At 66.9% G+C, this 25,821-nt stretch carries 25 protein-coding genes and 1 pseudogene; 21 read left to right on the top strand and 5 right to left on the bottom strand.

Going from position 1 to position 25,821, the window contains the following annotated elements:
• Positions 1 to 310 precede the first annotated feature (310 nt).
• The 6 genes from OHS57_RS20270 (at position 311) to OHS57_RS20245 (ending at position 6,891) form a co-directional block, all read left to right on the top strand.
• Positions 311 to 1,309 (top strand): CBASS oligonucleotide cyclase, encoded by a 999-nt coding sequence (locus OHS57_RS20270; RefSeq protein WP_328582918.1) that lies wholly within the window; start codon positions 311 to 313, stop codon positions 1,307 to 1,309.
• 2 nt (positions 1,310 to 1,311) lie between these two features.
• On the top strand, positions 1,312 to 1,827 hold the full coding sequence (locus tag OHS57_RS20265; protein WP_328582917.1) for an HORMA-1 domain-containing protein: 516 nt from the start codon (positions 1,312 to 1,314) through the stop codon (positions 1,825 to 1,827).
• 30 nt (positions 1,828 to 1,857) lie between these two features.
• Positions 1,858 to 2,778 (top strand): AAA family ATPase, encoded by a 921-nt coding sequence (locus tag OHS57_RS20260; protein WP_328582916.1) that lies wholly within the window; start codon positions 1,858 to 1,860, stop codon positions 2,776 to 2,778.
• Positions 2,778 to 4,262, top strand: a complete 1,485-nt coding sequence (locus OHS57_RS20255; protein ID WP_328582915.1) for an SAVED domain-containing protein — start codon at positions 2,778 to 2,780, stop codon at positions 4,260 to 4,262. Before OHS57_RS20260 ends, OHS57_RS20255 begins: the two co-directional genes overlap by 1 nt.
• Positions 4,263 to 4,475: 213 nt before the next feature.
• A complete protein-coding gene (locus tag OHS57_RS20250; RefSeq protein WP_328582914.1) occupies positions 4,476 to 6,152 on the top strand; it encodes an Eco57I restriction-modification methylase domain-containing protein in 1,677 nt (558 codons plus the stop codon).
• Positions 6,153 to 6,165: 13 nt separating this feature from the next.
• Entirely contained in the window at positions 6,166 to 6,891 is a 726-nt protein-coding gene (locus tag OHS57_RS20245) for a PaeR7I family type II restriction endonuclease (RefSeq protein ID WP_328582913.1), read from the top strand.
• A gap of 79 nt (positions 6,892 to 6,970) precedes the next feature.
• Here the strand turns inward: OHS57_RS20245 and OHS57_RS20240 are convergent, their stop codons facing one another.
• Positions 6,971 to 7,684: a PaeR7I family type II restriction endonuclease gene (locus tag OHS57_RS20240; protein WP_328582912.1), complete on the bottom strand. Its 714-nt coding sequence runs from the start codon at positions 7,682 to 7,684 to the stop codon at positions 6,971 to 6,973.
• A 439-nt stretch (positions 7,685 to 8,123) separates the two neighbouring features.
• Here OHS57_RS20240 and OHS57_RS20235 point away from each other — a divergent pair, with 439 nt between their 5' ends.
• Both OHS57_RS20235 and OHS57_RS37795 read left to right on the top strand, forming a co-directional pair.
• Positions 8,124 to 8,894: a PaeR7I family type II restriction endonuclease gene (locus tag OHS57_RS20235; RefSeq protein WP_328582911.1), complete on the top strand. Its 771-nt coding sequence runs from the start codon at positions 8,124 to 8,126 to the stop codon at positions 8,892 to 8,894.
• Positions 8,776 to 9,339, top strand: coding sequence for a protein kinase domain-containing protein (locus OHS57_RS37795; protein WP_443043083.1), 564 nt, complete (start codon positions 8,776 to 8,778; stop codon positions 9,337 to 9,339). The genes OHS57_RS20235 and OHS57_RS37795 overlap by 119 nt, the downstream gene beginning before the upstream one ends.
• A gap of 200 nt (positions 9,340 to 9,539) precedes the next feature.
• Here the strand turns inward: OHS57_RS37795 and OHS57_RS20230 are convergent, their stop codons facing one another.
• Positions 9,540 to 10,307 (bottom strand): transposase, encoded by a 768-nt coding sequence (locus OHS57_RS20230; protein WP_328582910.1) that lies wholly within the window; start codon positions 10,305 to 10,307, stop codon positions 9,540 to 9,542.
• Positions 10,308 to 10,493: 186 nt separating this feature from the next.
• Between OHS57_RS20230 and OHS57_RS20225 the strand changes: the two genes are divergently transcribed.
• On the top strand, positions 10,494 to 11,342 hold the full coding sequence (locus OHS57_RS20225; protein WP_328582909.1) for a hypothetical protein: 849 nt from the start codon (positions 10,494 to 10,496) through the stop codon (positions 11,340 to 11,342).
• Positions 11,343 to 11,705: 363 nt separating this feature from the next.
• On the opposite strand, the pseudogene OHS57_RS20220 reads toward OHS57_RS20225, so the two are convergent.
• Together OHS57_RS20220 and OHS57_RS20215 are read right to left on the bottom strand one after the other, a co-directional pair.
• Positions 11,706 to 11,865: pseudogene (locus OHS57_RS20220) on the bottom strand (site-specific integrase); the annotation flags it as partial.
• On the bottom strand, positions 11,865 to 12,017 hold the full coding sequence (locus tag OHS57_RS20215; RefSeq protein WP_328582908.1) for a DUF4291 family protein: 153 nt from the start codon (positions 12,015 to 12,017) through the stop codon (positions 11,865 to 11,867). The pseudogene OHS57_RS20220 and the gene OHS57_RS20215, both read right to left, overlap by 1 nt.
• 114 nt (positions 12,018 to 12,131) lie before the next feature.
• On the opposite strand from OHS57_RS20215, the gene OHS57_RS20210 reads away from it, so the two are divergent.
• The 9 genes from OHS57_RS20210 (at position 12,132) to OHS57_RS20170 (ending at position 20,420) form a co-directional block, all read left to right on the top strand.
• A complete protein-coding gene (locus OHS57_RS20210) occupies positions 12,132 to 12,497 on the top strand; it encodes a type II toxin-antitoxin system RelE/ParE family toxin (RefSeq protein ID WP_328585116.1) in 366 nt (121 codons plus the stop codon).
• Entirely contained in the window at positions 12,497 to 12,829 is a 333-nt protein-coding gene (locus tag OHS57_RS20205) for a helix-turn-helix domain-containing protein (protein ID WP_328582907.1), read from the top strand. The genes OHS57_RS20210 and OHS57_RS20205 overlap by 1 nt, the downstream gene beginning before the upstream one ends.
• A gap of 820 nt (positions 12,830 to 13,649) precedes the next feature.
• Positions 13,650 to 14,060, top strand: coding sequence for a hypothetical protein (locus tag OHS57_RS20200; RefSeq protein WP_041986936.1), 411 nt, complete (start codon positions 13,650 to 13,652; stop codon positions 14,058 to 14,060).
• A 171-nt stretch (positions 14,061 to 14,231) separates the two neighbouring features.
• Positions 14,232 to 15,191, top strand: coding sequence for a hypothetical protein (locus OHS57_RS20195; RefSeq protein ID WP_328582906.1), 960 nt, complete (start codon positions 14,232 to 14,234; stop codon positions 15,189 to 15,191).
• 1 nt (position 15,192) lies between these two features.
• Complete coding sequence (locus OHS57_RS20190; RefSeq protein ID WP_328582905.1) at positions 15,193 to 16,806, top strand: peptidoglycan-binding domain-containing protein; 1,614 nt, start codon at positions 15,193 to 15,195, stop codon at positions 16,804 to 16,806.
• A complete protein-coding gene (locus OHS57_RS20185; protein ID WP_328582904.1) occupies positions 16,803 to 17,534 on the top strand; it encodes an ABC transporter ATP-binding protein in 732 nt (243 codons plus the stop codon). Before OHS57_RS20190 ends, OHS57_RS20185 begins: the two co-directional genes overlap by 4 nt.
• Positions 17,531 to 18,778 carry an ABC transporter permease gene (locus tag OHS57_RS20180; RefSeq protein WP_328582903.1) on the top strand — a complete coding sequence of 416 codons (1,248 nt, stop codon included), beginning with the start codon at positions 17,531 to 17,533 and terminating at the stop codon, positions 18,776 to 18,778. Before OHS57_RS20185 ends, OHS57_RS20180 begins: the two co-directional genes overlap by 4 nt.
• 118 nt (positions 18,779 to 18,896) lie before the next feature.
• On the top strand, positions 18,897 to 19,403 hold the full coding sequence (locus OHS57_RS20175; protein ID WP_328582902.1) for a SigE family RNA polymerase sigma factor: 507 nt from the start codon (positions 18,897 to 18,899) through the stop codon (positions 19,401 to 19,403).
• 117 nt (positions 19,404 to 19,520) lie between these two features.
• Positions 19,521 to 20,420: a hypothetical protein gene (locus tag OHS57_RS20170; protein WP_328582901.1), complete on the top strand. Its 900-nt coding sequence runs from the start codon at positions 19,521 to 19,523 to the stop codon at positions 20,418 to 20,420.
• A gap of 512 nt (positions 20,421 to 20,932) precedes the next feature.
• Here the strand turns inward: OHS57_RS20170 and OHS57_RS20165 are convergent.
• Positions 20,933 to 22,249: an ice-binding family protein gene (locus OHS57_RS20165; protein ID WP_328582900.1), complete on the bottom strand. Its 1,317-nt coding sequence runs from the start codon at positions 22,247 to 22,249 to the stop codon at positions 20,933 to 20,935.
• Positions 22,250 to 22,910: 661 nt separating this feature from the next.
• Here OHS57_RS20165 and OHS57_RS20160 point away from each other — a divergent pair.
• The 3 genes from OHS57_RS20160 (at position 22,911) to OHS57_RS20150 (ending at position 25,759) form a co-directional block, all read left to right on the top strand.
• Positions 22,911 to 23,654, top strand: coding sequence for an IPT/TIG domain-containing protein (locus tag OHS57_RS20160; protein WP_041986942.1), 744 nt, complete (start codon positions 22,911 to 22,913; stop codon positions 23,652 to 23,654).
• Between the two features lie 277 nt (positions 23,655 to 23,931).
• Complete coding sequence (locus OHS57_RS20155; RefSeq protein WP_328582899.1) at positions 23,932 to 24,984, top strand: IPT/TIG domain-containing protein; 1,053 nt, start codon at positions 23,932 to 23,934, stop codon at positions 24,982 to 24,984.
• 307 nt (positions 24,985 to 25,291) lie between these two features.
• Positions 25,292 to 25,759 carry an Ig-like domain-containing protein gene (locus OHS57_RS20150; RefSeq protein ID WP_328582898.1) on the top strand — a complete coding sequence of 156 codons (468 nt, stop codon included), beginning with the start codon at positions 25,292 to 25,294 and terminating at the stop codon, positions 25,757 to 25,759.
• The last annotated feature ends 62 nt before the right edge of the window (positions 25,760 to 25,821 follow it).

Here is a 25,821-nt window from a genome sequence, read left to right as displayed (position 1 = left end):
ACCCCGAACCCCCAGGCGAACATTTGGAAAGCGTGTTGGGGGCAACCCCTCACGAGTTCGAATCTCGTATCCTCCGCCATTGCTCTCACCGGGCAATACGTCGAAGGGCCCCACCGGTCGCGGTGGGGCCCTTCTTCGTGTGTGGTTGCAGTTTTGGTTGCAGTTCGTGTGGCGGGCGTAGCCGGAGGGCCCGGCAGACGGTCCGCTATCGGCACCGGGGCATCCCTCGCAACTTCGACCGGGTTTGTCAGTGGTGCGTGGTAACCCTGTTCTCCTACCGATCGGCTCCTCGGGTGAAGGGTGAACAGCCATGGCGGGGGAGAGCTACGTCGACCACGAGGTCCTCAAGGCATTCGCGAAGAACAAGGTGAACGTGCCGAAGGAGGAGGCGAAGGACCGCCGCCGTCAGGTGAACTACCTGCGGGAGCGGCTGGAGGACTACATCGCCGCCCACCCGGACTTCGACCTGGTGAAGCTCCGCGCGTCCGGCAGCACGGCCAAGCACACAGCGATCTGTCGCAGGCGCGGCACAGGGTCCGACGCGGACGTCGCCGCGTACCTGTGCGTCGGTGACCCCGGCATCGACGTCTCGACGATATTGGCCTGGCTGGAGGAGCGCTGCAAAGAGGTCTACGGCAAGACGAAGATCGCGGAGGACTTCAAGCCCTCCGATCACGCGGTCGGTATCACTATGCGGGGCTCCGGCTTGAAGATCGACGTGGTGCCGGTGCTCTACACCGGCGAGCCGGACGACCGGGGCTACCTGGTCACCAGCGGCGGCATCAAGGTACTCACCTCGGTCACGCTGCACCTGCGCTTCATCGAAAAGCGCAAAGGGGAGGCCGGCGACGGCTACCGGGAGCTGATCCGCCTGCTGAAGGCGTGGATCCGCGAGAGCAAGGAGGGCGATCCGCAGCTGCGCTGCAAGTCCTTCCTGATCGAACTCTTGGTCGCGCACCTCTGGGACGTCGGCTGGAACGGAAAGCCGCTGCAGGTCGACGACTATCCGCAGGCGATCGAGCAGGTCCTCTCCTACATCGTCCGCACCGGCCTGAAGACACCGGTCGTCTTCACCGACTACTACACGGCCGACGAGGTGAGTGCGACGACAGACCCTATCCAGGTCTGGGACCCGGTCAACCCGGAAAACAACGTCGCTCGCGGCTACACCGAGTTCGACCGCCAGCGGTTGGTCAACCACGCCAAGACGACCCTCGACACCCTCACGACGGCCGCTTACGCGACCACGAAGAGCGAGGCGCTCGACCTCTGGCGCGAGCTGTTCGGCCCCACCTTCTCGGGAGAGTGACCATGACCGGCTCGTACTCCAGATCCACTTCCGGTTCGTTCACGATCACCGATGCCCGCTACGTCGGAGGCAGAGTCGCCGCCGACCTGCGCCTGCTGTACAACCTCTACGGCGAGCCCTCCCTCGAGAGAATCGAGAAGTTCGCCGAGGAGGTGGCCCTGCTCCTGCGCGACGGCTATCTCGACACCGTCGACTACGGCTTCCGCGACACCGCCACCAACGCCTGGAAGTTCCGCCTGCGCTACAAGGCCACGGCCGGCGGCCAGCTCATCGACTCCCGACCGGGCAGCTTCCCGGACCCGCTCGACCTCACCGGCTACACCTTTCACAGCTTCCTGACCTACAGCTCTTCCTTCGCGCTTTTGACCAGCAGCCAGCAGGCCGAGGTCAAGGAGGATCTGCCGATCTCCCGGACGACCGGCACCGCCCCGAGCGCCCTCGCGGGCACCAGCACAACGGGGCACGGCTACGCCCGCAACGGCACTGGCGTCTCACGCGACGTCTATGTCGCCTACTAGTCCAGCGCCATCCGCAGGAGGAACGAGCACGTGACCAGCCAGGACGACCTGTTCCACCCCGTCATCGAGTTGCCCGAGCCCACTCGACGCGCCCGCTACGACCGTCTGGTCGGCCTGGACGAGACGAAGCTGCGCCTACGCAAAGAAGCCGCGCTCCTCGCGGACCCGCGCCGACTCCGGTCCTGGGCCGCTCAGTACCACGGCGGCAACGTCGCCGCTCTTGCCCTGTTCACAGATAGGGCGCCGCTGTTCGTTTTCGCCGGCGACGTCGGCTCCGGCAAGTCCGCACTGGCCGAATCTTTCGGCTGTGACCTCGCCGACTGGCTCGATCTGCCGGTGTACCTGTACCGGCTCAAGCTCGCCACCCGCGGTAGCGGCCTGGTCGGCGAGATGACCTCCCTCATTGGAGACGCCTTTACCCACATGCACACGGTAGGCAAGCGCGCGTCGGGCGCTGAGCGAGCACGCCCGGTGCAGATTCTTGTCGTCGATGAGGCCGACGCCCTGGTGCAGTCCCGCGAGGCCCAACAGATGCACCATGAGGATCGGGCCGGCGTCGACGCGTTCTTGGCCGGCATCGACGGCTTGGCCGGCGCCGCGCTCCCAGTCGTCGTCGTGCTGTGCACCAACCGGGTCGGCGCCCTCGACCCGGCCGTCATGCGCCGCGCCGCGGCCACATTCACCTTCACCCGCCCCGGCGACGAGCAGCGCCACGCGGTCCTCACCCAAGCACTCGACGGACTCGGCATCCGGCCGGAGACCGTCCGCAAGGTCGTCGAGCTCACCGGCCCTACCGAGGGCCGCCCCGGCTACACCTTCTCCGACCTCACCCAGCGCCTTGTCCCGGCAGCGGTCTTCCGAGCCTTCCCCGACCGCCCCGTCATGGACGAGGACCTCCTCGTCCTTGCCGAGAACCTTGAGCCCACCCCCGTCTTCACCGAGGAGCGCTGATGGCCCACCTCCCCGCCCCCGGTCCCACCAGTGTCCGTACCACTGGCGACTACTACCAATGGCTCGTCGCCTGGGAAGCCTGCCTGACCCTCTTGCGCGAGAACGCCGCCCGCTCGCACAATCCCGTCCGCGCTGTCGGCGTCGAGCTCGACGGCGCGGGCAACCTCGACGACGTCGTCCTGCTGCGCGACGTTCCACCGAACACCTACAAGCAGGTCAAGTACGCGGTCGACAGCACCACGCCGGTCAACGCGGGATATCTGACCAAGCCCAGCAACAGCGGCGGCCCGTCGATCCTCAAGAAGATCGCCAGGACGTGGAAGCAGTTGACCGCAGACGGCGGCAGCGTCGAACTGCACTTGGTCACCAACAGGGCGGCCGACCCCGCTGATGATCTGGTGAAGGTCTGCGACGCCCGCACCGGGCTCCTGATGCCGAAGGCAGGTATCGGCGGAGACAAGTCGGATCGCGGCAAGGCCCGTGCCCGGTGGGCCGAGGAAGCAGGTCTGACCGAGGCCGAGCTCCTCGACCTACTGTCGGTTCTGCACTTCGACCTGTCGGTGAACATGGTCAAGTACCAGCAACATCTGCAGCTGTTAATGGCCGTCACGGGTCTACACAACGACCAGCGGGCGTTGGAGGCGGGAGCCGGATGGGTCGCCAAGATGGTCCGCGACGGCCAGCGCGAGCTCACGCTGGCAATGGTCGAGAGCGCCGTCGCCGAGTTGGGCCTGAAGGCCGGCCCCGCTCGGGCCGTCCTGTCGATCGCCACCCTTAAGCCAGACCCGATGGCCCCGGACGCCGACCACGCAATTGATTGGGTCGACCGCTTCGAAAGCGACTCCGAATACACCAAGCGTCGGCCCTTGTCGCCGAATACCTGGGCCCAGCTGCAGGCGGACATTGAGGCCGCGCCCGGACGCCTCCCCGCCGGTACGACCGCCGTCTCTGTCACGGGCAGCATCCGTCTAGCGCCAGCCTTCCTGGTTGGTACCACCTTCCGCATGGTCACCGGGACCGACCTCGCAGCGCTGCAGCGGGGTAGGGCCGGCAGCGAGCTCTGGTCCACCAACGACCCGTTCGAGACCGCCTTGGTCCCGGAAGTCGCTGAGTACGAGATTGGCCAAGGCCAAGAGATCGCTGTCGCCATCGCGGTCGCGACGGAGATCACCAGGGATGTCCTGGAGTACCTGCGCGAGCAGGACCTCCCGGTCGGTAAGCTCATCGTCTTCGCCCCGCCGAGCGGTAAAGCGAACGACGGCTCCGTCTCCGGCAGCACCGCCGCCAACGCCTTGGCAGTGGGCATCCGGGATCATCTCCGCCGCTCCACTCGCCGAGTTCAGCGCATGCACCTCTTCCTCGCCTGCCCGATGGGACTTGCTGTTCTACTGGGCAACCGATGGAACCGGCTGTGTCAGACCGTCGTTTATGAGGACATCAAGATCGGAGACGGATACGAAGCAGCATTCACCGTAGAGGCATAAGAGGCTCAAACCCAAGGGCGCCGGACCTCGAAGTTCGGAGGGTTGCGGGCACGCTTCGCAAAGTGCGGACTCCGCGTTTGACGGTCGGAGTCCGCATGGCCCACCTGCAACGGTGGGATCAGGCCGTGGGTGGCTCGCAAGCCTAGGTCCCAAGCACCCCGCCGACCTGTGGATAACTCTCGTGGCCGAGATCCTCCCTAGTAGTGTCGAGACGTGGCCACTCCTCTGTTCCCTGACACCGATCTGCACGGTCTCCCTGCTCTTCCCGCGGACGCCGTGGAGCACGGCGAGGTCTTCACCCGACGCTGGGTGGTCGACCTGATCCTCGACGCCCTCGGCTACACGGCCGACAAGGATCTCTGCGACGTGAAGCTCGTGGAGCCAGCGTGCGGATCGGGAGCCTTTCTGACGGCTGTGGCATCGCGGATCAGCGCCTCCTGCCGCACTCACAATCGGCCCCTCGGAGACGCACTCGCAGCGGTTCGTGCTCTAGACCTACTGGAGCGCAACGTGAAACAAAGCCGTGCCGTCGTCGAAAAGCAGTTGGTAGACGAGGGATGGCAAGCTGAGGAAGCCCAGCAAATGGCAGCAGCGTGGGTCGAAGAAGGCGACTACCTACTGCAGTCCGACGCCGATCACCGTGCCGACTACGTGGTGGGCAACCCTCCGTACATTCGTCTTGAACATGTCCCCGACCATCGGATGGCCGCCTATCGCAGCGCCTGTCCCACGATGGGCGGCCGAGCTGACATTTACATCGGCTTCTACGAGACCGCGCTGCAGAGTCTCAAGCCCGGAGGTCAGCTGGGCTTCATCTGCGCGGACCGCTGGATGCGGAACCAGTACGGCCGTCAGCTCCGGCAGTTGGTGAAGCGTCGCTTCAGCATGGATCTGGCGCTCGTCATGCACGACGTGGACGCCTTCGATGATCAAGTTTCGGCCTATCCGGCAATCACGATCATCTCAAACCGTGCCCAAGGTGAGGCAGTGGCAGCAGACACCACGCGCGCGTTCGGAAGCACTCAGGCCCACGACTTCGCCGACTGGTACACGAAGGGCACGTCGGAGTCGATCACTACCGCCGCCTTCCAGGCCGCGCGCATGCCGCACTGGTTCCCGGACGAGGACTCGTGGCCGGCAGCGTCCCCAGCCAGGCTGGCGACCCTGGAGGAACTGACCGAACGTTTTCGGCTGCTGGAGGACGGCAAGACCGGAACGCGCGTCGGCATCGGCATTGCCACCGGCGCCGACAAGGTCTTCCTCACGGACGACGACAGCCTCGTCGAACGTGACCGGCTATTGCCGATGGCTATGGTCCGTGACACCACCAGCGGGACGCTGAACTGGCACGGCACCTATTTGGTCAACCCATGGACTACCGACGGCGACCTCGTAAACCTCACCGCACACCCCCGGCTCTTCAAGTACTTCGAAGAGCACGGTGCCGCCCTGCGTAAGCGCTACATCGCGGTCAAGCAGCCCCAACGCTGGTACAAGACCATCGACAAGGTCGATCACCGTCTGGCAGGGCGCCCCAAGCTGCTGTTTCCGGACATGAAGCTGACGATCCATCCGGTTCTCGACGAAGGTGAGCTGTACCCTCACCACAACCTGTACTTCATCGTCTCGGACGTCTGGGACATGCGCGTACTCGGTGGTCTGCTGCTCTCCAAGGTCGCGGAAGCGTTCGTGGAGGCGTACGCGGTCAAGATGCGAGGGGGGACTCTCCGGTTCCAGGCGCAGTACCTCCGCAAGATCCGCGTGCCCGACCCCGCAGCGATCAGCGAGAGCGACCGGGTTGCCCTTGCAGAGGCTTTCGACAAGCGCGACGTGAAGGCCGCCACGGAGGCCGCGCTTCGCGTCTACGGACTCGCCGAGCTGCCTGACTAGGGAGGAACGGATCTTGACGGTCACCCGCCAAGACTTCGAAGACGCCATTGCGGCCTACTGGGGTGCGAAACAGCTCCAGAACGAGCAGTCCGCGATCAAAGCCGCGGTTGGCGCCGGCACAGCCGGATCGGTACGCGGCGGCAAGCACTTCGATGTGATCGCGACCCTCTTGGCGAAGTTCTTCCTGGATGCAGGCTTCCCGCCCGAGAGCATCCGCGTCAGCAAGTCCCAGGGCCTGGAGCTGCCCGGCTACTACCGGCCGCAGAAACAGTGGGACCTCGTAGTCGTTCACCAGGGCGTACTCGTCGCAGCCTTCGAGATGAAGGCGCTCGGAGGGCCGTCGTTCGGCAACAACTACAACAACCGGGTAGAGGAAGCACTCGGCAGCGCTGTGGACCTCCGCCGCGCAGCCCTCGCCGAGCTGTACCCGAAGGAGAAGCCCTGGCTCGGCTACTTCTTCATAATGCAGGACGGCGAAGGCTCCCGGAGGCCGGTCAAGACCGCGAAGGGCGCCCTGCCCTCCGACGAGATCTGGCACGGCACCTCATACCAGGATCGGTTCGGGATCTTCTGCGAGCGCCTCATGGCCGAACAGCTCTACGACGCCGCGTGCTACGTCACGTCCTCGGCCGAGAACCCCAAGCCCATCGAGCTGGTGGAAAGCCTCGACTGGCGGCACTTCTCAGCGGCGATAAACGCCCGTCTCACCTACCTGAAGGACCTTGGGCTTCCCGGTTAGAGCCGTCCACAGCTCTCCGGAACAGACGCGCGTACGCCCCTTTCCTCCAGGTCTCCTCTGGAGGAAAGGGGCGTACGACTCACTCACCAAGCATGGCCTTCACCAGCTTGACTCGGCCTTCGATGGCCACCTGCAAGGTTCGCGCAGTCGCCGTCGGTAGAGGCTCCTTGTAGGTGATGTTGCCGTTCTCCGCCCGCTGGGTAGTGATGAACCACCCGATGTCATAGACGTTCTCGCCCACGAAGCGGCTGATCATTTCCTGGTAACGTTGGGTGTACGACATCCCTTTGAAAGCCGGATCGGTCTCGAACAGCGCGTGAGACTGCCTGTTCAGCTTCTCGGTCTCTTCCGTCTCTTCAAGCACGAAAACGTAACCAATCCACGGCGGTACGGCGCCGAATGGCCCGTTCTTCTTCTGGGCAGCCCCCAGATCAGTGGCGCTACCCAACGCCTCCTCAAAGCGATTGTTGAAGTTCTTCCCGACGCTACCGACCTGCGACTTGAACTCAAGGGCAGCTACGAGGACTTGCTTGTACAGGACGACCAAATCCCATTGCTTGCGGACACGGTAATAGCCCGGCAGGTAGGGCCTTCCCGTTCGGATATCTCCCGCAGGGATACCGCAGTCGAGGAAGACCTCCTTCACGACGTCCTCGAAGCCCTTGATGTGTCCATTGGCGCGAGCCTCTCCGCCGGCCCTCCCGCCGTCCTCCTGGCTCTCCCTCTGCTCACCCCGCTTGGACCAGAAGTCCTCGACCGCTTGCTGAATCGCCTCGGGCTTCACGTCACCCATCCTCACTCGGTATACGCCACAGGCTCGAACTCACGAACCTCAGTCGGCCCAAGTCTGAGGGGTAGCACTGACAGCCGACGCGGAGGCTACGTCGATGCACCGCCGCCTCAAGCGCAGACAAGGGGGTTACACATGGAAGCTGGCCGATCCCCGGTCGTCGGGACTGCCTGTCCGAACGCAGGTTCCGGGCAGTAGGGGCAGATGACACGGAGGCGAGCAGACAGGCATAGGCAGGCAGGTGGAGCATTGATGGACGTTTCGTCTGTCTCTGCATAGATCGGAACCGGACGATCGCTCACCCCTGGTGCGACGACTCTATAGGTAGGCTCCTCCAGGGTAGGAGACACTCGATAAGGGGGAGTAGATGGCAGGGGCGTTGACAGCTGCGGTGCGGAACTACTGGGTTGATTCCGATAGCTGGGCCAGTAGAGGTCAACGCATGGAGCCCATCGTCAGCTCCACCATCGATGCACTCGTTGAACGCGGCATCGACCGCTCCTGGATTCAGACGGGGCGTGAGGCTTCTCTACCGGCATCCTTCGGCTTGAGGGATACACGGTGGGACATTGTCGTCATCAAGGATGAAATTCCGCTGGGAGCAATCGAGTTCACCGCACAGTCCGGGCCATCAGCCGCAAACAACTTGGCTAACCGGATCCACGAGGCGACCTCACGGGCCCTCGCGGTACGAACCTCTGACCACAGCGGCGGGCTGCAGCCACAGCTCGGGCTGTTCATCATGTGGGAGCAAGGAAGAAGTGCCTCTGTCCAGCCAAGACTTGAAGCGGCGCTGAACCAATTCCTCGACGACGAGCTCTATGACGAGGTTGCCTACACCTGTTACTCCGAGGCGGGACTGCAGGAGCCATCGGAAGCCATGTCGGTGCAACGATTCGTCGACCGGTTCAGCCGTCGACTGCTCGCACGAGCTGTGGGTCCGCTAGGAGAAATTACGCCAAACCTGGAGCGCTACCGAGAAGTCATCGAGGCCGCACGGGGCGAGAAGAAGGACTATTCCCTGGAACGCGTACCAAAGCGGGGCGGGCAAGCAGAAGTGCTCCGGGGGGGTGCACAAAGCGTCAGGGATCGAGATTGCTTTCAAGCGGAGACTATCTCAGTGGACGAAGGCGGGTGCCCGGATGGGGCGCGAGATCGAGATCGCCCGCATCCTGAGCGCACACCCACATGTCATGCCAGTCCTCGACTTTGAGGCACAGCACCACTGGTTCATCATGCCTCTGGCCGACGCAACTGCTGAAGAACAGTTCCTCCACCTGAAGGAGCCGAAGCATCTCCACAGGATGATCAAGGCGGTGGCATCCGCCCTAGCAGAAGCGCACCGTCACGGTTGGCGTCATCGCGACGTCAAGCCACAGAACATTCTTCTGCTGGACGGGCGTTGGACCTTGGCCGACTGGGGCACCGTCCGCCGGCCACGCGGCCAAACGACCTTTGCCGGCCGTACCGGCGCCCACCTAGGCACTCCCGGCTTCGCTCCCCCTGAGCTTTCCTCCGGGCCACATGACCTCTCTGTACCGGCGACAGACATCTACAGCCTCGGCCGAGTAGCTGCCTGGGCTCTCACTGGGGAGTGGCCACAAGCAAATATCCCCCTCCTGCCGGCGGAGGAGCCTTGGCGAACCATCGTCAAGTAAGCAACACAGCAGGAGATCGAGAGACGCCCCCAGAGCATCGACGAGTTCCTGGCCGTCATCGACCGCGAGTACGACATGGCAAGACGATCCTGATGCTGAGCGTTTGATCCTCCATAGGCCCGACATTGCACCTAAGGGCTGTCCCGTAAATGATCTCTGAGTCGCCGAGGGCAGGGTGGGTCGCTGTCCGGCCCGGTGGGTTATCCGGCGAGGGCGAGGTTGTGCATCCGGGCGATGCCGAGCATGGCGTGGTAAACACCATCGCCTTTGAGGCGGCAGTCGCGGAGGATCTTCCAGTTCTTCATGCGAGCGAAAACATGCTCGACGCGCGCGCGGACCTGTTTGTGGGACTTGTTGTGCGCTTGCGTCCAGTCGGGCAGTTCCTCGCCCGCGCGGCGTCGGTGGGGCATCACGAGACCGGTGCCCGGATAGCCGCCGTCGGCGATCGTCTTGGTATGGCCGACGGCGGCCTTCGCGCCGGACTCCTCCCACGCCTTGCAGTCGTTGCGGTTGCCGGGCAGAGGCCGGCCGACCACTACGACGATGCGGGTGTCGGCGTCGATGACCACCTGGTGTTTGGTGGAGTACCGGTAGTTTTTCGACTGCTCGGCGATGCTGTGGTCGCGGGTGGGCACGAGGGTGCCGTCCACGATGAGCACGGTGTCTTTCGCGAATCGCTTGCAGGGCTGGAGAGCGAGCATCGGCCCGAGGTGATCGATGATGCGGTCTGCGGCCGACTTGGAGACCCCGAACAGCGGGGCCAGTTGGCGCATGGTCAGGTTCGTACGCCAGTAGGCCGCGACCAGTAAAGCCCGGTCCTCCAGAGGTAGGCTCCACGGCCGGCCCTTGCGGACCGCGTCCACACCCTCGCGCCGCAGTGCCGTTACCAGCTTCCCGAACAGCCGGGGGCTCAGCCCGGTGAACGGGACTATCCAGGACGACTCCGACGCCGTGATCACACTAGCCACAACAAGATCATCTCACCTGCGACCAGCAGTTACAGGACAGGTCTTTGGCGCCCAGCAGATCGCGCAGTTCACGGCTCGCCGGCCGAACTAGGCAAAGCGCAAAGTGCCGTTGCCAGTCGGCCACTGTCACTGCTCACCCTTACCCTCAACTGCACACACCCGACAACGCGCGAGAGGCCGCCTGGCATGGCTAACGACGACGGCATGTCCCCTGAGGTGCAGCGCATGATTCAAGAAGCGCAGGCCATGATGACCGACGAGGTCATGGAGGAGACGCTTCGCAGCAAGGCCGGCGTTGACCCCAGCCACCTGGCCACATTGTTGGATCTCGTGGCGATCGGCATCACCAACGGCACCTGGCGGAACAGCTGCGTCGAGAATTGGCACGCCGAAGGCCGACTGTCGGACGGCGACATGATGCGCATCAACAGCTACACCACGGATGCCGTACGTCGACGTCTGAAGGGTTGGTGCATCGAGTCCGGAATCATTTCGGCGAGCAGCAGCGCGCTGGAAGGGATCGACGTGGAGGATGTGGACGTCCTTGTCGGTCGTATCTTCCGATGGCTGACGAATGCTGAGCGCAGGCTCCCCACCGGCATGGCTCTCGGCGAGTTGGCTCGTTCCAGGGAAGACCTCGAAGAGTACGAGGACCACGCGGATCGGGCCCTCAGCGGCTTTACCGGACAGATGGAGGACAAGGGCGTCCGATTCGGCCTCCTCCGCACCGCCTGCCACGGTGCCCTGGCCTGCTCCCAGTGGTGGGCGCATCCCACATGGCCCGACCGCGTCGAACGCTTCATTCGCGTCCTTGACGATGCGACCGAGCCCCATTGGGGTTCTAACGGGGAGCGCAGGGAGAGACTGGGCGTCGAGCCGCCCTCCGTGGAGGACCGCGATATTCTGCGTTCCACGCTGCTGGAGAGCCCGTGGAAACTCGATCCCACGGCTGCCGAGTGGATCGTGGATGCCAGGATCGGCTACCTGACGCCCGAAACAGGGCTCTCGGCCGCAACCGCGTCCGATCAGAAGTAGCCAGTGGGAAGTAACCCGGTCACCGCGCTCACCGCTGCCTGGTCTCAGAGCGGGGAGTAAAAAGGCGATTCCCCGCTGACCAGGAACCACGAGCAGAAGCTGGCACGCTCACGCGGCTCCACTTCCGTGGTTGCAGTTCTGGTTGCATTCACCGGCGCACAGCACCGTTCAGAAGCCCCACCCGGACCAGCTGCACCGCAGGTCAGGACGTTGCCGTACGCCCCAGAACCCCCAGACGAACATTTGGAAAGCGTGTTGGGGGCAACCCCTCACGAGTTCGAATCTCGTATCCTCCGCCATTGCTCTCACCGGGCAATACGTCGAAGGGCCCCACCGGTCGCGGTGGGGCCCTTCGGCGTTCTCTCAACCTCCGTTGTCCTGAGTCTTTGTCCACAGAGGCCGTTCCCGGTGCACCCCGGATCGCCGTTCCGATCTTCCGGGCCACATCCTTCAGGAGGTGGTCGGGCACGTGCAGGTACCGCGCTCGCATCCGCGCGGCGCCGCCCGGCTCGCATCCCATGATCACTGGATGCGCACAGGGCCACGGCGCATCTCGCGTTTCCACTGCCGGAACGGATGAACGCGGCCGTCGTACCCGGACAACACACTGTGGGAGAGAGCCCATTCGAACCCTGCCCGGCGGATCCGGATCGCCAGCACGCGGTCCTGTCCCATCGCGGAACCCCAGGAACTGCGGTACATGATCCACAGAAACGACGGCTTGATCCATGTCCAACAAAGGAGGGGCTCTCGCCGGCCACCTTGCCAACATTCGACTAAGGGCGGGACATCGAGATCGAACCGGAGGTCCGGCAGTGGCTGGACAACCTGTCCGATCGTGACTATCTGCAGGCGGAGCACGTCGTGGAACGCCTGCTCGATGCCCCGACGACGCTTGGCGAGCCATACTCCCGCCACCTGGGTGAGGGCCTACGCGAGCTGCGATTCGCACTGGGACACGACGGCAACGCCATTCGGCTGACGTACTGGCTCGCACAGAACCGCCGGATCGTGCTGCTCACCGCGTTTCGCAAGACGCGGATGCGCGAGGATGCCGAGGTGGCGCGCGCGAAGCAAGCCATGAAGGTCTGCGAGACCGAGCGCCACACAGCCCATGACGAGTTCAGCCGGGATGTCACGAAGGGAGAGGGCTGATGAATCACTCTCGATGGAAGCTCGCCCGCGAACGTGCCACTGCGGAGGGCAGCAAGGAAGCACCTGACGTCGAAGCGATGCGCACCGAGATCCGCATGGCCTTCGACCTCGGGCAGGCCGTCCACGACCGCAGAACCGAACTGGGTATCTCCCAGACCGAGCTCGCCCGACGCGCGAACATGACCCAGCCACAGATCTCGAAACTCGAACTAGGCGGCACGGTCCCAACGCTCCCACTCCTGGCCCGCCTCACCAAAGCCCTCGACGCGTCGCTCAACATCGCACTCGACGGCGACACCTCATCCGTTGCGTTCACCGCACACGCCGCCTGACTGACTCATTGCAGGCTGTGGAGGCAGCTCCGAGTCGACATCGACTCCTACCAAAGGCACCACCTGCTCCTTCCGCGTGCCGGCACCGCGCCATTCGGACGGGATCCCCTGCTGTCTCTGCAAGGGTGAGTGGCCTGGACGGGAGGGTTGCATTTTGGGTTGCATTCAGCCCCGTTCAGCGATGTCCGTTGACCACCGGTAACGGCACATAAACCCAGCCCAGGACGTATCCGAACCCGCGCGAACCCCAGGACGAACAGTTGGAAAGCGTGTTGGGGGCAACCCCTCACGAGTTCGAATCTCGTATCCTCCGCCACTGCTCTCACCGGGCAATACGTCGAAGGCCCCCGCAGCTCTTGCAGCGGGGGCCTTCGACGTTGAGGGTTGCAGTCGTCACAGTCACCGCCGATCCGACCCTTGCCGCACGCACGGCGGAGATGGTCCCCGCGCCAGCGACCGGCGGCCACGTCCTGCGACCAGGACGTCCCGGCCGGTTTCGGTAGGGCCTCGTCCCATTCACTGAGATGTGACGCACCAGATTTCGCCATCCTTCGCTCCCGCCGACGATGTCGATAAACGCGGTATGACACGTTCTGTGGTGAAAAAATATAGCCATGGCACCGTGAATTGTTCCGGAATGTTCCATTCCTGCCGACGGTCACCTGGGGGTATCCACGGAACTTTTCCGTCCGCTCCGAACGGGTCCGCGCAAGGTCGTTTTGCGCCAGCCAAAAGAGCTCACTCGTCGAACCTCCGTACCCGACCTAGGGTCATCGACGGACCACTGAGGTCCAACTCGATCTCACCGAGAGGGAGTTCTATGAGACTCAAACACCTGGCAGCTGTCGGCGCGGTCGCTCTGGCGACCACCGCGGGCAGCCTCGTCCTCGCTTCGCCGGCCAGTGCGGCCGTCTCCTGCAGCGTCGACTACGCCTGCCTGCACTACAACTCCAACAACGAGGGCGCCCTGTACAAGCAGTACTACGCGATCCCGGACTACGCCGGCCTCAAGTTCTCCGCCAGCACCAGCGTCAACGGCGCGAACGGCGCCGGGCAGCCGGTCAAGAACAACGCCGCGTCCGTCGACAACTGGGACTTCGACCTCGGTATCCGCATCTACTACAACTCGAACTACAACTCCAGCTTCGCTTCGCAGGCCATCGGCAAGGGCGGCTTCGCGAACCTGAACTCCACGATGAAGAACAACAACGCGTCCGGCGACTGGTACTGAGCAAGCCCATCCGCAGAACCGCGTGACAAGAACCGTGCCCCGAAGCGTCCTCAGGACGTGGACGAGATTCTCCGCACGGTGCACGGGCACTCCGCTCGCCGGAATCGGGCGGAGTGCCCTTCTTCCTGCTCAGCTCCCAGACGCCCACTCATCAACAAGGAAGTGCCGCTCGTGAAGCAGGTCCGCTCCCGCTCCCTCCAGGGCGCAGCCGTTCTGACCGTTCTGGCTGCCGCGCTGGCCACTGGTTGTTCCGGTTCATCGTCGGAGCCCGCGGCGTCCGACGCCGCGGGCTCCGACGCCGCCCCCGAGGTCTCGTCGATCCCCAAGATCACCACCCGGGTGGAGACGCCGGTTCCGGTCGAGGCCTACCTCCTCACCGACGAGCAGTCGGCTGCGCTCGGCAAGGCCGAGAACACCTTGCGCGAGCGCTGCATGCAGCGGTTCGGCATCCAGTTCCACGAGCCCACGACGGAGCTGAAGGGCCCGAAGTACGTCATCTCGCAGTACCGGTACGGAAAACTCGACCCTGCCGTCACCGCCCAGTACGGGTTCCAGGTTCCCGGCCAGCACACCGCGTCCGACCTGGCCAAGGCGAAGAACGCGGGGACCGACTCCCGGTCGAACCTGTCGACGGCCCAGCTCGGTGTCCTCAGGGGCACCACCGATCCCTCGGTCAAGTCCGGTCCTGGCGGCCAGGACTACAACGGCCAGAAGGTCCCCGCGGGCGGCTGCTACGGCGAGGCGAAGAAGAAGCTGGGCAACTACCAGGACGCCCCGGTCGCCGTCGACGTCAACATCAACAGCTTCCAGAAGTCGACGGAGGACAAACGGGTCAGGGCGGCCTTCACCAAGTGGTCCGGCTGCATGAAGAAGGAGGGCTTCGACTACCCGACGCCGATCAAGGCCGACGGTGACCCGAAGTGGGCGGGCACGACCGTGAGCGCCGAGGAGAAGCAGGTGGCGACGGCCAGTGCCACCTGCATGGAGAAGTACAACGTGGCGGGCATCTGGAACGCGGTCGACGTCGCCTACCAGAAGCAGGCCATCGAGAAGAACGCGCAGCAGCTGGACGACGTCAAGAAGGACATCGAGCACGACGTCAAGCTGGCCGCGCAGGTCACGGCTGAGTGACATGACGACGACCGGTGACATGACGACGGCCGAGGACGACAACGCGTCCGTACTCGCCAGGCGGCGGCGCTGGGTGGCCCTCGTCGCCGCCGGGGCGGTGCTGCTGGCCGGGGCCGGCGTCGGCGCCTCCCTGCTGATCAAATCCCCGGCGCAGGCCGCCGCCGACGCGCGGGCCCCCTCTCCGGACATCCTGACCTCACCGGTCGAGAACCGGGTACTGAAGGACTCGGTGATCCTGCGGGGCACGGTCACCGCCGGACAGTCCGTCGACGTGACCCCGGCCACCGCGGGCGGAGAGGACGGCGGCCGCCCGGTCGTCACCAAACTGCCGTTGCGCCAGGGGCAGACCGTCTCCGCGGGCCAGGTCGTGATGGAGGTGTCCGGTCGCCCGGTGTTCGCGCTCAAGGGCTCGGTGCCGGTGTACCGGGACCTCAAGCCGGGCACCGAGGGCGACGACGTCAAGCAGCTCCAGGAGGCGCTGACCTCACTCGGACACCGCACAGGGAACGACCGCGCAGGACACTTCGGAGCGGGTACCAAGAGCGCCCTCAGCGCCTACTACGCCTCCATCGGTTACGACCCGCTGCCCGCGTCCTCCGACGAGGCCGACCAGATATCGGCAGCGGAGAGCGCGGTGACGGCAGCGGAACGCGCCCACGAGGACGCGCTGGACACCCTGCACGAAGCGACGGCGGCCACAGCGCCCTCGACTGCCTCGGCGTCCACAGCCGCACCGAGCCCCTCGGCTTCCGCGACACTCTCGGCGGCCGACCTGGCCGACGGCAAGACGGTTCCCGGCTCCGCCGGTTCGGGCGGCGGCGACGGCACGTCCGGTGGCGCGGACACCCGTGCGCTGCGGAAGGGTGTCAACCGCGCCGCGGAGGACCTCGCCACGGCCCGGGAAGCCCTCAGCAAGGTCAAGCAGAAGGCCGGGCCGATGCTGCCGTCCGGCGAAGTGGTGTTCATCCGCAGCTTCCCCGCCCGGGTCACCCAGGTCTCCGCGGTGGTGGGCTCCGGCGCCGACGGTGCGGCGATGAAGATATCGGCCGGTCAACTGGTGGTGGACGGCTACCTGCAGGAACAGCAGAAGGGCCTGATCAGATCCGGGCAGAAAGTGCAGATCGACATCGAGTCGGCCGGCCTCACCGTGCCCGCCACGGTCACTTCGGTGGCCGACTCCCAGGACAACAGCCAACAGGCGACCGGGCAGAGCGGCACCGACGGTTCCACCGCGGGTGACACCGCGGGCAGCGACACGGGCGGCAGCCCCGCTTCCGTCCCTCAGGGCTATCTGATGGTGGTCCACCCGAACCGGCCACTGCCGTCGAAATCCGCCGGCGAGGACGTACGGCTGACCATCGAGGCGGCCTCCACATCGGGCGCCGCACTGGTTGTTCCGGTCACCGCCCTGTCGTCGGGAGCCGACGGAAAGAGCGTCGTCACCGTCCTGGAGGCCGGTGACGGGCAACAGGGCGGCAGACAGCGCAGGGTCGCGGTGCGGCCCGGCACCTCCGGTGACGGGTTCGTGGCCGTGACGCCCGAAGCGGGCGCATCCCTCAAGGAGGGCGATCTGGTGATCACCGGCGTCAAAAAGGGCGCGGGGAGCGGTTCGTGACGCTGACCCAGCAGGACGCCGTACCGCGGGCTCCCGGCGTACCGCCTCCGGTCATCGAGTTCCGGCAGGCGGGCCTCACCTATCCGGGACCGCCGCCGGTACCGGCGTTCAGACCGTGCGACCTGATGATCCGCCGCGGTGAGTTCGTGTCCGTCGTCGGCCCCTCCGGGTCCGGCAAGTCGACGTTCCTGAACATCGCGGGGCTGCTCGACGCACCGACCGACGGCAGCTATCTGCTGGACGGCATCGACACCGGCGCCCTGCGGGACGCGGACCGCACCGCGCTGCGCGGACGCCGTATCGGATTCGTTTTCCAGTCCTTCCACCTGCTGCCGCACCGCTCGTCGCAGGAGAACGTGGTCCTGGGCATGACGTACAACGGCGTCGCCCGCGCGGAGCGCTCCGCGCGGGCGCGCGACGCGCTGGTACGGGTCGGGCTCGGCCACCGGCTCAACGCGCTGCCCACCCGGCTGTCCGGCGGTGAACGCCAGCGCGTCGCCATCGCCCGCGCCGTGGCGTGCCGTCCCTCGCTGCTGCTGTGCGACGAGCCGACCGGCAACCTCGACACCCGTAACGCCGAAGCGGTGCTGGAACTCCTGGACGAACTGCACGCCGACGGCATGACGGTGGTCGTCATCACCCATGACCCGCTGGTCGCCGGCCGCGGCGCCCGTACCGTCGCGATCCGCGACGGCGTGCTGCACGAGGACCGGGAGAGCACCGCGTGAGCGACACCGAACGGCCGGGCCGGGCCGTCGAACCGTCCTCCTTCAGCGTGCGTGACCTGCTCGCCGAATCGCTGGCCGGACTGCTCCAGCGACCGGCCCGTTCCGCCCTGACCGCGCTGGGTACCGTCCTCGGTGTCGGCACCTTCGTCGCGATCCTCGGCCTGACCGCCACCACCTCCTCGCAGATCGATGCCCGGTTCTCCGTACTCACCGCCACCGAGGTCACGGTCGAGGACGTGGCACGGGAGCAGGACCCGTACGCGTCGATGGCCTTTCCCCACAACGCCGACCAGCGGATCGGGCGACTCGCCGGGGTGGAGCACGCCGGGGTGTTCTGGACCGTGCGCACCGGCCCCGACATGCGGGTACGGGCCTCCCTGGGCGGCGGTTCGGCCGACGGGACCGGCGAGGACGCCGCCCTGGTGGCGGCCTCCCCCGGGGTCCTCGAAGCCGCCGTACCGCACCTGTCCCAGGGCAGGATCTTCGATGCCTACCACGAGAAGCACGCCGCTGACGTGGCCGTAATCGGCTCCGGCCTGGCCGAGCGACTCGGCGTCACCACCCTGGAGACGCATCCGGCGATCTTCGTCGGCGAGCAGCCGTTCACCGTCATCGGCATCATCGACGACGTCCGGCGCAAGGCCGATCTGCTCTCGTCGGTCGTCATCCCGCGCTCCACCGCGCTCGGGCTGTACGGCGAGCCGCAGGACACCCCGGCGAAGATGCTCATCTCCACCCGCCTCGGCGCCGCCCAGCAGATCGCCGCCGAGGCGCCGACCGCCCTACGCCCGGACCATCCCGGTTACCTCAAGGCCGTGCCACCGCCGGATCCCAAGTCGCTGCGCTCCCACGTGACCAACGACCTCAGTCAGCTCTTCCTGCTGCTCGCCTCGATCTGTCTGGTCATCGGCGCGGTCGGTATCGCGAACACCACGCTGGTCGCCGTCCTCGAGCGCACCGGAGAGATCGGTCTGCGCCGGGCGCTGGGCGCTCGCGGCCGCCACATCACCGTGCAGTTCCTCGCCGAGTCCGCCGCCCTGGGCGCACTCGGCGGCCTGATAGGAACCAGTCTCGGGACCGTGACCGTGGTGGCTGTCGCCGCGGCCCGCGACTGGACGCCGGTGGTGCACCCGTCGACCGTCGCGGCCGCCCCGGTGATCGGCCTGGTCACCGGCCTGGTGGCCGGTCTCTATCCGGCGCTGCGGGCATCCCGCATCCAGCCGGCGGAAGCACTGCGACGCTGAGATCGGTATGTCGACGCTGAGATCGGTATTTCTTTTCCCGACGCCGTGACAGGATCCGCACCCCGCGGCGTCCTTAAGGATGTGGAAGCACTCCGATCGGCTGAAGGGCTGGGGCACAGTGGCGTCTTCGGAGGACCTCGGGCAGTTCGAGGAGTTCGCCCGTGCCGGCAGCCCGCGCCTGTTCCGTACCGCCCTGCTGCTCTGCGGGGACTGGCACCTCGCCGAAGACCTGGTACAGACGGCCCTGGGCAAGGCGTACGCCTCCTGGCACCGGGTGCGACGGGCCGACAACCCGGAGGCGTACGTACGGACCATGCTGATGCGCAGCTTCATCTCGCACACCCGGCTGCGCCGCTCCACCGAGCGCCCGGTCTCGGCCGTGCCCGAAGGCACGGCCATGGATTCGGACGCCGCACTGCGGGTCACGCTCCTTGCCGCGCTCGCGGAGCTCCCGGTGCGTGAGAGAGCCGTGGTCATCCTGCGGTACTGGGAGGACAGGAGCGTGGCCGAGACGGCACGTGAACTCGGCCTCAGCCAGGGATCCGTCCGCAACCGGAGCGCGCGCGGCCTGTCCCGGCTGCGCAAGCTCATCGGTGGCGAGCACGCCTCGTACTCTCCGCACTGATCATGGCAGTCCAACCGAACCACCCTGCCCGCCAGCGAGAAGGACGGTGCTCCGATGCCGCTGCACGAACACGATGACCCAGCCGCAGACCTTTTCGGACCCGAGCTGTCCCGCACCATGAGCTCGACGCTCAGCGACCTTCCGGTGCAGACCGAGACCCTGGTGAGCGGCGCCGTGACCCGGGGCCGCCGCACCCGGCGCCGCCGGCGGGCGGTGGCCTGGAGCACGGCGGGCACCGCGCTCTCCGCACTCACCGCCTTCGCCGTCGTCACCGTGCTGCCGGGCAGCCACGCCGACGACACCACCGCGACCAGCGTCAGGATCCCCGACTTCGCGGCCGTCGGGGCGCAGACCTCCCCGCCCGCGGGCAAGGAGGCCCTGACCGGAGCCGCGACCGTGGACATCCTGCGGGACCTGCTCCCCGGCGGGGCGGGCGCACAGCCCACCGTCCGCTGGCAGAACACCGATCCGCGCTTCGCATCCGTCCAGACCACGGGAAGCATCACCACCCGCCCCGACAAGAACGTCGTCGACGTCCGGTTCATGGGCGACTTCGTCTTCAGCCCCGCGGAGGCCGAGGCCGCTCCCGGCACCGCCCCCGGTGCGGACAAGGCATCGCCGGGGACGGACAGCGGCGGCACCGTCGCACCCGACAAGGAGGCCGGCAAGAAGGACGCCGCCCGCCGCAGGCACGAATCGGACATCGCCAAACAGCGCCACGACACCAGCAGGAGTCAGCTGCAGCACCTCTACACCTGCGACGTCCGGAGCACCACGCCCCTCACCGACTGCCACCTGAGCAGCCTCGAAGGCGGCGCCATGCTGCTCGCGTACACCACCACCACCGACGGTGTCCGCACCCGTACCGCCGACCTGCTGCGCCCCGACGGCACCAGGGTCCTCGTCACCGCCACCTCGCTCACCGAAGCCCAGTTGCGTACCATCGCGGCCAGCCCGCGCTGGCAGCAGTGGGTCGACCCGGCCGTGAACGACAAAGCCGCCGGGAAGACCCCATAGGTGTACCGACGGGCCCACCGACGCCGTGGCCCCGCCCTATTCCGGAGGGCGGGGCCACGGTTCTGGTCGTTGGGGTGGCAGCCATGAGCTCATCCGTCCGCCTCGGCCGCGGCCACACCGGCGCAGTGGCCGGATCGCAGCACATCGGAACAGTGGAACGCGGTGTCCATCCGCGCCGACGGGACCGTGATCGCGATCCGACTCCGTGACGAGCGAACCAAAGGGCGGCGGCAGCTGCTGACCGGTCCCGGTGTCGCCTACCCGGAGACACACAAAGCTGAAGCCTTGACGGTCAGAAGCGGCAGTGGCGACCCCCCAGCATCGGCTGCGGGGTCGCGACGGTCTCAGTTCCCTGGTCTCATTCGCTCCCGTCCGGCCCCGTCCGAACCAGCCAGCACCGATCGCCGCATCCCAGGTCAGAATGTCCCCGCTTCCTCGTGCACGGCCTCGTGCGCCCCCAGGGACCACGGGCCGCCCGCCGCCGCAACGGCGGTACCCACGGGCGGGTTGGCTCACCAGGGGCGGGTGATGGTGTTGGTGTCCAGGGTCACGGAGCCGTCGCGGGCCAGGGTCTGGCCGGCGACGGTCACACCGGCGTTCACCGTGATCGATGTCGCGGCCAGGATCCTGCCGGCGAACGCGGTGTCGGGGCCGAGGGTGGCGGAACTTCCGATCTGCCAGATGACGTTGCGGGCTGCGGCGCCATGGGCGAGAAGTACGCGGCTTGCTGTTGCCGTCGTCAGAGTCGATCCGATCTGGAAGATCCACTGGGCGTTGCGGTTGCTCTGAGCATCCAGCGTGAGGGTGCCGGTGAGCGCGATGGAAGAGGTCGCGTTGTAGACGCCGGGAGTCAGCGTCAGGCCGCCGAGGTCTCCGGAGATGCCGGCGTCCGGGATCCGGCCGGCGGCGTTGTCGTACGCCGCGGCGAGATCGGCGTGGGCTTCCAGAGCAGCTGCGTCCGAGATGTGGATGGTTCCGTCCACCTGGCCGGGCGGGAATCCGGTGACGGAAACCCCCGGGCTGACTCCGAGGTCTCCCGTGATGGTGGACAAGCCGGTGTTGGTGACGGACTGTCCGCCCAGCACCGCGAAACGCCCCAGATAGGTGTAGGCGTCCGAGGCCGTGGTCGTACCGCCGAGGGTGGTGACGGAGACATCGACCGGGCCGCGCGCTCCGGCGGGTACCAGGGCGTCGATCTCGGTGTCGGAGGCGACCCGGTAGGAGGTGGCGGGTATCGCGCCGAAGGTGACGGCGGTGGTGTGGGAGAACGCGGTGCCGGTGATGACGACGAGGTTGCCGCCGTCCTCTGGTCCCGAATCGGGGGTGACGACGGTGATGACAGGGAGGCCGAGGTAGGTGTAGGTGACCGCGCCGGCGATCCCTCCCCGGGTGCGTACGGTGACTGCGACCGGGCCCGCCGAGAGCGCCGAGGGGACGATCGCGGTGAGTTGACCGTCGGAGTCGACGGTGAACCGGGCGGCTTGCGTTCCGAAGCTGACCTGGCTCGTGGTGGACAGGCCGAGGCCGGTGAGGGTCACCGTGTTGCCGCCTGCCAGGGGTCCGGCGGGAGGCGGGACGAGGCGGAAAGAGGGCGGTGGCAGGTAGTAGAAGGTTCCGACCACTCCCGTTCCCCCGGGGGTTGTCACCGAGACGGGCACGGGGCCGTGGCCGGAGGGGGTGATGGTTTCGGTGGTGGTGTCGCTGACGACCGTGAAGCTCACGGCTTGGCGGGAGGCGTAGCGCACGCCGGTGGTGCCGGTGAAGTGGCTGCCCGTGAGGGTCACCGCGTCGCCGCCGCCGGTGGATCCCTGGTTCGGTGAAACCGCCATGGGGGACTCCTCGAATCCATGGGTCGACGAACCTGGAGTACCGCGGACCGGCCTGTCGACCAACACAGCTGTTTGTTAGGCGAAGTAGCCCAGTGGCTAGCGGCGGTGGCAATGCCCGGGGCGCTTTTTCACCCGAACGGGGGGGGGAGCGCGGCACGAGGGGGCGGCGAGTGCCCTGCGGGGCGGCGGTGAGTGGTGGTGAGGTCACCGATCGGTCGCGAGAGGAGGCGGACCGCTCAATTCCGGTCTCAAAAATACTATAAAATCAATATCTTTTATTCACAAATACGCCCTCAGGGCGCCGTGTTTCACTCTTGAGCGCTCGACCGAATGGCTGGCGTTTTGGCATAGGCCTTGTGGTCATGCCACCCGGATGGCCTACTCGAAGTGTCCGTTTCGACGGATGTGTAACCTTCGGGCCAGATGCGAGCAGGTCGCTGATTCGAGCGTCGGCCGACGCCGGAATCACGGTGTTCCTCGATAGCCCCGCGTATCACGCAGGCGGCCGACACCGCCAAGCGCGCGCCATCGCAGGGCCACCGAATGACCACCTGGCCAGTGGACATGAGATCCGATTCGCACCCGGTCGAGGCACCCGAGAAATCCGAACGCCCCATCACTGCTCGTAATGTACCGCATTGCGAGCGAGGAAGAAGCTCTCATGCCAATCAGCCCGAATCAAGGATCAAGTGGCGGCGGCACACTCGTCACCATCACCGGTACCGGTCTCAGCGGCACCACCGCCGTGCGCTTCGGCACCCGGGCCGCCACCGCCGTCACCAACGTCTCGCCCACCCAGGTCACCGCCGTCTCCCCCTCGGGTAACGGGTCGGTCGGCGTCACCGTGACCACGCCGGGAGGGACGAGCAACCCCCTCCCGTTCTTCTACGTCGGGGCACCGTTCAAGCAGTCCCTGAGCCCGACCTCCGGGTCGACGGCGGGCGGCGAGACCGTGACCATCAACGGGACCGGCCTGTCCACCGCCAGCAGCGTCGCCTTCGGCGCCAACAACGCGGTCCCGACGGTCGTGTCCGACGGCAGGATCACCGTCGCCGCACCGGCGGGCACCGCAGGGTCGGTAGGAGTCAGCGTCACCACTGCGGGCGGCACCAACAACGGGCTGTCGTACACCTACGTCGCCGCTCCGACGGTGACTACGGTCACCCCCGCGGAGGGGCCGACGACGGGCGGCACGACCGTGACCGTGGCCGGTACCGGCCTCACCAGTACCAACCAGGTCACCTTCGACGGGAACCCGGCGCCCTTCACCGTGCTCTCCGACACCGCGGTGTCGGCCGTCACGCCTCCCGGGGCGGCCGGCGCCGTCGACGTCGTCGTCACCAACGACGCGGCCAGCGCGACCGCCGCGGACGCGTACACCTATCTCGCGGGGCCCGGCATCTGACCGCCCCGGAGGGGACCGGCCACCGCCGGCGATCGTCGTCCCACCCATAGCGGACGCGCCGACCACACAGGGCGCCGTGCCCGCCTCACAAGCCCCCGGTTCGGAAGTCATCCCCGGGCCGGGGGCCCGAGCCGTCCAACCCCGCGCCACGTCAAGACCAGGCCGCGAGCGTTCTCCCGACGTCGCCGGAGCCCGCGTGACGGGTGGTGGTGGCGGGCGGGATCCGATCAGTAGTCCCCGACCTTCCCGGGCGGGGAGGCACACCTACGGAGACACCGTGGAAAACAGTGATCCAACGGCGCGAGCGGTACAACCCAGCGTCGCGGCCGCCGCCCCCGTCCTCAGTTCCGTCGTCCCCAACACCGGGTCCGCCGCAGGCGGCAGCACGGTCACCTTGAACGGCAGCGGCTTCACCGGAGCCACGTCGGTCACCTTCGGCGCCAACCCCGCCCTCAGCTACACGGTCGACACCTCCGCGAAGATCACCGCGGTGACACCGTCCGGCACCGGGGCCGTCGCGGTCACCGTGCGATCCCCCAGCGGGACGAGCAACTCCGTCACCTACACCTACGCGGCCACGCCGGCCCTCACCGCCATCGCGCCCAACCAGGGTCCGGCGTCGGGCGGTACAACGGTCACCCTCACCGGCACCGGCCTGTCCGGAGCCACGGCGGTGGCCTTCGGCGGCAACGCCGCCACCACGTTCACCGTCAACTCCGCGACCCAGATCACCGCCGTGGCACCCGCCGGAACAGGAGCGGTGCCCGTCACCGCCACCACCGTCGGCGGCACCACCGGCCCCGTCTATTTCTTCTACCTGAACGCGCCCTCCCTCATCGCCGTCTCCCCCAACCAGGGTCCGGCGTCGGGCGGTACAACGGTCACCCTCACCGGCACCGGCCTGTCCGGAGCCACGGCGGTGGCCTTCGGCGGCAACGCCGCCACCACGTTCACCGTCAACTCCGCGACCCAGATCACCGCCGTGGCACCCGCCGGAACAGGAGCGGTGCCCGTCACCGCCACCGGGCCGGGCGGGACCAGCAACACCGTGGTCTACACCTACGTGGCGGCCCCGGTGCTCACCGCCCTCTCGCCGGCTCTGGGGCCGACGGACGCGGGGGCCGGCATCACCCTCACTGGCACCGCGATGACCACCACGACCACCGTCTCCTTCGGTGCCGTACCCGCCGCGTTCACCGTGTTGTCCGACACCACCATCGTCGCCCAAGCGCCCGCGGGACCGGCGGGGCCTGTCTCCGTCAACGTCACCACGGCCGGCGGCGTCAGCAACTCCCGCACGTACACGCGCGTTTCACCACCCGGGATCTAGGCGCGCCGACCCCGAACCGCGTCGAGGGGTGCGGCGGCCTGCCTGGCGCCGCGTGGGGGGTGTGGGCGCCTGCCCGGCGTGATGCCGGGCAGGCGCCACCCGTGTGATGCCCAGGTCCCGCCCATCCGGGGGAACCTCCGTGATCAGATCCGCCGATCGCCCATTTTTGTCATGTAATGGCAGGATTAGCGCCTTACTGTGTCGCTACTGCAGTACCGCGTCGACCTCGGCACGTGACCGAACAGGGAGTCGAACAGTGACACGTTGGAACGATCGGGCAGCCTGGAACCTGGTCCCCCTCGCCGCCTTGACGGCGGTAGTGGCCTTCTCCTCGCCAGCAGCGGCGGCGGAGGCGTCGACGACCACGGCCCAGGCGTCACCATCGGCCGCGACGATCGGCCAACCGGTGAATCTGACCGCGATGGTGGCCTGCCCGGATGATCCCAGCGGCGGCCTGGGCATGACGTTTTTCGACGGCGGCGACATTCTGGCCACCGTCCCCGTCACCGCCGCCGGGGCCGCGGCGTACACGGCCAACCTGTCCACCGTAGGCACGCACACGATCACCGCCGCCTACAACGGCAACGACAACTGCAGCGCCTCGAACGCCGAAACGACAGTGCTGATCTCAGCGGCGCCGACGCCTCCCACAACCCCGACCGGTTTCTGCCTCCTCGCCTGCGGCGGCCTGATCAAGTTCAACGTCGGCGACATCCACAACGAGGTCAACATCTACCGCGGGAGTCGGGCGCCCTTGGTGCGCCACCACGGCTAGCCCGATCGCCGCGAGCACGAGCGCCGCCGCACCGCCATGACGGGCAGCGCCGCGGAGTCTGC

It is taken from the genome of Streptomyces sp. NBC_00370, from assembly GCF_036084755.1.
Taxonomy (GTDB): domain Bacteria; phylum Actinomycetota; class Actinomycetes; order Streptomycetales; family Streptomycetaceae; genus Streptomyces.
This window is presented reverse-complemented; position numbering and strand designations above follow the sequence as displayed.